The organism is Bullifex sp. (genome assembly GCF_034103065.1).
Classification (GTDB): Bacteria; Spirochaetota; Spirochaetia; order Sphaerochaetales; family Sphaerochaetaceae; genus Bullifex.
Genome location: NZ_JAXEGN010000079.1, coordinates 1 through 6,075 on the forward strand (window position 1 = coordinate 1; position 6,075 = coordinate 6,075).

A 6,075-nucleotide genomic window follows, 5' to 3' on the forward strand; every position below is an offset into this window, starting at 1 on the left:
GTTATAAAATTAATGCGACTTTCAAATGATGAATTATGAATAATCCTTTTTAATTCAGAAGAGATTCTTAATTGTGTCTTCTTGCTATTACAATTTAAATTGAATGGATCAAGTATTAATTCAACATTTCCATATAATTCAATAGGAGTGTAATCTTTAGAGATAATAATATCACCATCATCTCCCAAGATTTGATCATTTATTGATTTTATAATCCTTCGAAATAACACCTTATTTTCAATAACAAGAGTATTAAATCGATTTTCCTTTATTTTTACCTCAAATGAAAATAATTGACTTGTTAAAATAATCATATTATTACCAATCTATCAGTTGTATTTATTATATCTGTATTTAATTCTCCAACAAGGAATTCCATTCTAGCAAATTGTTTCTCTGTAACGGTTAGAATCTGCACCAATCCTTCAGGTGGTTTATTTGCTTCTAATTGTTTTTTTACAACATTAATACCAGTAGTATTAAGCATTAATCTTGAGTAAACAGATTCTTGTACCATGATAAAACCATTCTTAATTAAGAACTTTCTAAACTTACGGTAATTCCTTCTATTAGAAATTGTAGTTACTGGCAAATCAAAAAAAACTAGTAATCTCATAAATCTAAAACTCATATCTAAAGAATCTCAAATCAGAAACATCTCCATTACAAATAGCATCAAGTGCACAACGAGTATAAATCATTATTGCATCCAATAAATTTCTCTTTGAATTATCAATATACACAGTTGTTTCAAGCATTTTTAAAATAAACTGTTTATCTTCTGAAGTTAACTCATTCTCCTCTCCTAAAGGCATTTGTAACACGAATTGATCGACAATTGGCCTAAATGGTTCCATAAGATCAGAAGCAAGATTAAAGTAATTAAAAGTATTTGAGTGGAATATTCCTAATGATGTTAAAAAACCATTTGAAACAATATCTCTTGCAACACAAGATAGTATTATTTGATATCCATAATTTAGACCTGCATTTATCTTTGTTTCTTGACCTCGAGAAAAAGCATTCCCAAACAAAGTATTAAAATAAACTTTAGCTGCATGTCCTTCTCTGTTTGTTTCATCACCAAAATGAATCTCTTCAGTATAATTTATTAACTTTTTGCTACTTTCATCAAAACCATAATGGGCAAGTAGTCCAGATTGATTAAGAATCTTCTCTTTGACTATCTCTGTCCAAATTAACTTCTTATTATATTCGGACCAAGCTATTTGTTTGCGCATCATATCACTAGCATCATAACTACCATATAGAGACACAAGAGAAGCATACGGGAGTCTTTTATTATCACAAAAGATGACATTTATTTTTCTTTCCAATAAAGCGTGAAGTAAAGAACACGTTAAAGAAACAGAAGTATTTTCAATCATCAATACATCAATTTCATCAAGAAATATTTTTTTCTCTACTTCACCTCTTATCACCAAGTAGTTAAGCTTTAACTCAAGCTTAACTCTTGATGAAATAACTACTGTGCGCCAGCCCATTGTTTACCTAATTACTTTTCGTTTTTCAAATAAACCAGTACAACTTTGAGTAATTAAAACAAAATTATTACTATTCTTTCCATTGACTATTTTATCACTAATACTCAATCCTCCGCCTCTTGAAGATCCTCCAATCAAAGTAAAGTCATTCTCTCCAGGGTTAGAAGAAAAATAATTAATCATATTTTTTAATACCTCTAATTGCTTTGACAAATCTAACTGATTATTTTCATTAATCTTAGCTAAATTGATAAATGTCTCTCTTCCATCAGAAAAATTTTTACCTTGCGCTGAAGGTCTATTCTGGTAGTATTGGTTATTAGCTTTCGCTGTAAGCAAATCATATAACTCAAGATTCTTTTCTGGTGTAATTTCTTTTGAATTGTATGGTAAATATTGCAAGTTATTTTTTTGTTTACTAGCAAAAGCTTTTTCTATTTTATGAATATATTCAGTATAATATGGATCAACAAGTAAAGGTTGTTCCAGACGAGTTAAAATTCCTGAACCTGTTCTACTTGAAACACGCATTCTTACGCCTTTATACTCAAACAAATCAAATATCGATAGTTTTTTTACTAATATTTTAGGTTCATTTATTTTAAACTCTGATATTAGATAGTTTTCTATATCAGCATCAGTTTTAATACTTGCTTTTACGTAGTTGTAACAAGGGAATATTTGAACAATACGTTTCTTTTTATCAATGAAAGAAGCAATGATAAAGTAGCTTACTTTCATAGAATTATAGCCACCATATTTATCGGTCCATTCCTTGTCTGTACTACTATTCTGATGAATATCCTTTTTTAGAGGTTTCATCCCCTTTTTTTCACCTGCTTTTAAAGGTTGAAGATCAAATAAAGCACCATTATTTTCCTTAACTTGTCTAGTAATAAGTACTTTATTAGATAAACATTCTTGTTGTACTGTTTTTATAGTTCCTTCATTTCCAGCTACCCATGCTCCAGGAACAGAATATTCAAACATTTTTATAAGGTTATACTGCCATTTTTCCAAGTAATAACCTTTATTTTCTTGTGTTAATTCTGCACTCTTCTTTTTTCGAGCATTATCAATAAACATCCAATAATTAGAAGTGAATTTGGTTGTATAAATATTTCCAACAACAATATTTAAATAAGCATCCTTAGCATGATGAAAATCATTTAATATCCTTGATTTAGGAATATCAAATCTGTCTCTAAAGAATGAAACATTTCTAGCTTTAGAATAAACAACTTCAGTATCATCACCAAAATAACGCTTTAAAATATCTATAGTTGCTTTTGTACTCTGATTAACTTCAACTAACTGCCTGTTAATAAACCCTTGTAATTCATCATCAGTTAAAGGAGTACTTCTTGTAAGCCTTTCATACTTTATTTTATCTATAGTTTTTGCATTATATAATAATCTCCAGAATGTACTCATTTTTGATCGCCAAGAAGAAGAAATTGGATATTGATTACTCTTTTCTCCATTATATGTCTTAAGAACTAATACTCTATTACTTAAACTATCATCACCAGTAACAGATTGTGGATAAATATGATCAATATCATAAATATTGGTATTGTAAAGATCATTAATATCTATTATTTCACCAGAATACATACAACGACCCATCTGAGAGAAGTAGAGATATAATTTATCCTGTCTAGAAATATCTTGTTCAGAATATCTTTCAAGTGTATTACTCAGTTCATCAATAATATTATTAAACAAGCCTTCTTTTTTGATAGCATCATAAAGTTCTAACAATACAGTTTTTCTTGATTTAGGTGTTTGTTTTTTCTTCTTCTCATCATCACCTCTTGTGACCTCAACAAATATTTTCTTTGGAGATTTCTTCATGATCTTTTCAATTTCTTCGGCTAACTTTAAAGTCTGCCATATTTGTCTCTTAACAGAAGGAGAAACATGCAAATTATCAACAACACTATACTCAAGTTTTTCAATCTTTTGTTTAGTAAGGCTAGATGCAATATCGTAATCCTTATCGTGAATTACTTCCATCAAGTTCTCATTAGTATTCCACATAATAGAAATAATCGAAGAAATTTCACCAGTTCTTTTATTTTCAAAAGTAGTGTCTACTAAAAATTCTTTAGATAAAGTACCCCATCCTGGATATTTTTTACTAGCAATAGACTTTATTTCTGTACCATTTAACCGATCTCCTACTATCTTTTTAATTGATTCCACACAAAGCTCATTATCATCTCCAAATAGAGAAATCTTTTCGATAATTTGCTCAACTTCAGATCTCTTTAATTTGTCTGTTTCAAGATATTCATGAAAATCATAATATGAAGCTAAAGACGATTTAGGATCACCATCGATTCCTTTTATTTCAGGATTCTTTGACCACCCTTTTGCTTTAACATAATCTTTTAATCTTTTCGCTGAGACTTTTCTATTAGTCTTAAATAACTCATTATATATTTGTTGTTTTTGCTCAACAGATATGGCTACACCATCTATGGATAATTTATTAATCTCATTCAGCACTGTAAATTTTGAATAAAGTAAAGAGTATTTAGGTATTACATTGTATTCTGGCATATAAGTACATTTATTCGTCATTCTACGAATAAAACCTTCAGAACTTTTTTCTTTATCTACTTTCTCATAGAAGTTCCAAGGATATATTTTCCCGTCAGCTTTACGTTCTACCCAGCTAAATTTCTTCTGCTCTAGACTAGCTTTAGAATTAGTAAGTGGTCCAATATAATATGGAATTCTAAATTTTAATATTAATTCTATCTTTTCTTTAATTGAAATATTATTTTCATTCTTATCATTGAGAAAAGGAAGATACAATGAAGCATTACTTAATATCTTTCTTAACTCTATCAAATTTAACTGATAAGGTATTACGCTATTTCTTGTGGAAATTAGTAATGGAAGTAAAGTCGGATTTCCTTCGACTTTATCTTTAAGTTTACTGTAAATTGAAACATCAGATTCATCAGGAGTTATTTTATCAAGTAACTTTTTTGTGTATTTGATGAAATCTTCATATTTTGCACGTTTTAAAGTCTTCTTACATTTTTGTCTATTATCTTGAATAACTCCAATATAGGCTGAATAAGAATCTTTTGTATCTGAATGGAAATATGTTTCATACTCTACTTTAGATAAATACTTCTTAAATATATATTTTAATGCTGATAAATCATTTTTATTTTCTTCATACTGTCTTACTTTACCTTCAGAGATATAAGTGCTGCCATTTAATATATCTGCTAACAAAATATAGTCATATACAGCTTTTAATTTAACTATCAAGTTAATTATATCTTCATCTTCAAACAAAGCTTCTAGCTTTGGTAAATCTTCATCTTCAAAAGATGCTTTCTTAAATTCCAAAGCACATTTTAAAAAATCTTCATTTTCTTCATCCACTGAAAAAATAGCTTTCACATAAACTTTATATCCATTCATTACTTTTATTAGTGATTCAGCTTTTTTATTATCAGTGTATGTACAAAGATCTTTAAGTAATTCTATTCTTTCTGATGGCTTTTTCATTCTAAAAATTTCTTGAGCTTTTTTATAATCATTAAAATAAAACTCAAAATCTTCATCATTAAAAATTGATATACAGAGCTCTTCAATATCTTTTAGCAGAGTAGATGCATCAGTTACAGCTTGAAGTCCTTCTCCTGGAAATAAAAAGTGTCCTCTATTTTTAACAATATGATGGATAGCTAAATAAACTAATCTAGGATCATGGTAATCGGTGCTATAAATTAAATCCTTTCTTAAATGATAAATGGTTGGATATTCATCGTAATATTCTTTATCTGTATAATTCTTATCTGCAAAAAGAGCATACTTTACACCTAATGACTTATCCTCAAAAAAGTATTTACTTTCCTCCAATCTTTTAAAGAAATTAGAATCTACCTTATTAATTTCAGGAGCAAATAATTCTTGCAACAAATCAATTCTTTGACGCTTTCTATCATTTCTTCTCCTTGCACATCTTGCTACCCTTCTATCTTTTGCTGTATTAGCAGGATCAAATAGTCTTACCCCTTCCATACGTTTATTATTAAATTCTAATACATTATAATTTATATCAGTTACAGACCAGCCTACTGAACTTGTTCCACAATCAAAACCTAAATAATAATCACCTGAATAATTTGATGTTTTCATTATCAATCCCTCCAAAATACTTTTTTTTCTTTAATTTTAAAGGGCTAATTATAAAAAATTAAAGAATAATCAATAGATAAATTTGAATAAAAAGTAAAAAAAGCACTTTTTTTATTTTTTAATTTCTTAGGTAAGAAAATCAGTAGAAAATAATTACAAAAAAAATTAGTTGACAATCAATAAAAAAAATTAAATAATTAATTCAGATTTAACGCACAATGTTCAAATAAAAACTTGTTCAAACCGTCCGAAAGGACTGCCTTAAGGGCACTAAAAGGAGACTTAGGTCTCTTTTTTTTATGTAATTCAATATACATATTATTTATTTTGTTTTATTGACACTTATATTATTGTTTGTCAAAATAAATACTATGAATGAAGAATATTTATTAGTTCGTGA

The 6,075-nt window shown here is 28.0% G+C and carries 4 protein-coding genes; all 4 read right to left on the minus strand.

Annotation, left to right across the window (positions count from 1 at the left end; all coding sequences use genetic code 11):
* Positions 1–314: type II-A CRISPR-associated protein Csn2 (csn2, locus tag SOY52_RS03345; RefSeq protein ID WP_320847569.1), on the minus strand; the 314-nt coding region annotated here is incomplete at its 3' end.
* Positions 311–631 (minus strand): CRISPR-associated endonuclease Cas2, encoded by a 321-nt coding sequence (gene cas2 / locus SOY52_RS03350; RefSeq protein WP_320847570.1) that lies wholly within the window; start codon positions 629–631, stop codon positions 311–313. The genes csn2 and cas2, both read right to left, overlap by 4 nt.
* Entirely contained in the window at positions 621–1,505 is an 885-nt protein-coding gene (gene cas1, locus SOY52_RS03355; RefSeq protein WP_320847571.1) for a type II CRISPR-associated endonuclease Cas1, read from the minus strand. Before cas1 ends, cas2 begins: the two co-directional genes overlap by 11 nt.
* Positions 1,506–1,508: 3 nt before the next feature.
* Positions 1,509–5,675, minus strand: a complete 4,167-nt coding sequence (gene cas9, locus SOY52_RS03360; protein WP_320847572.1) for a type II CRISPR RNA-guided endonuclease Cas9 — start codon at positions 5,673–5,675, stop codon at positions 1,509–1,511.
* Positions 5,676–6,075: the final 400 nt, after the last annotated feature.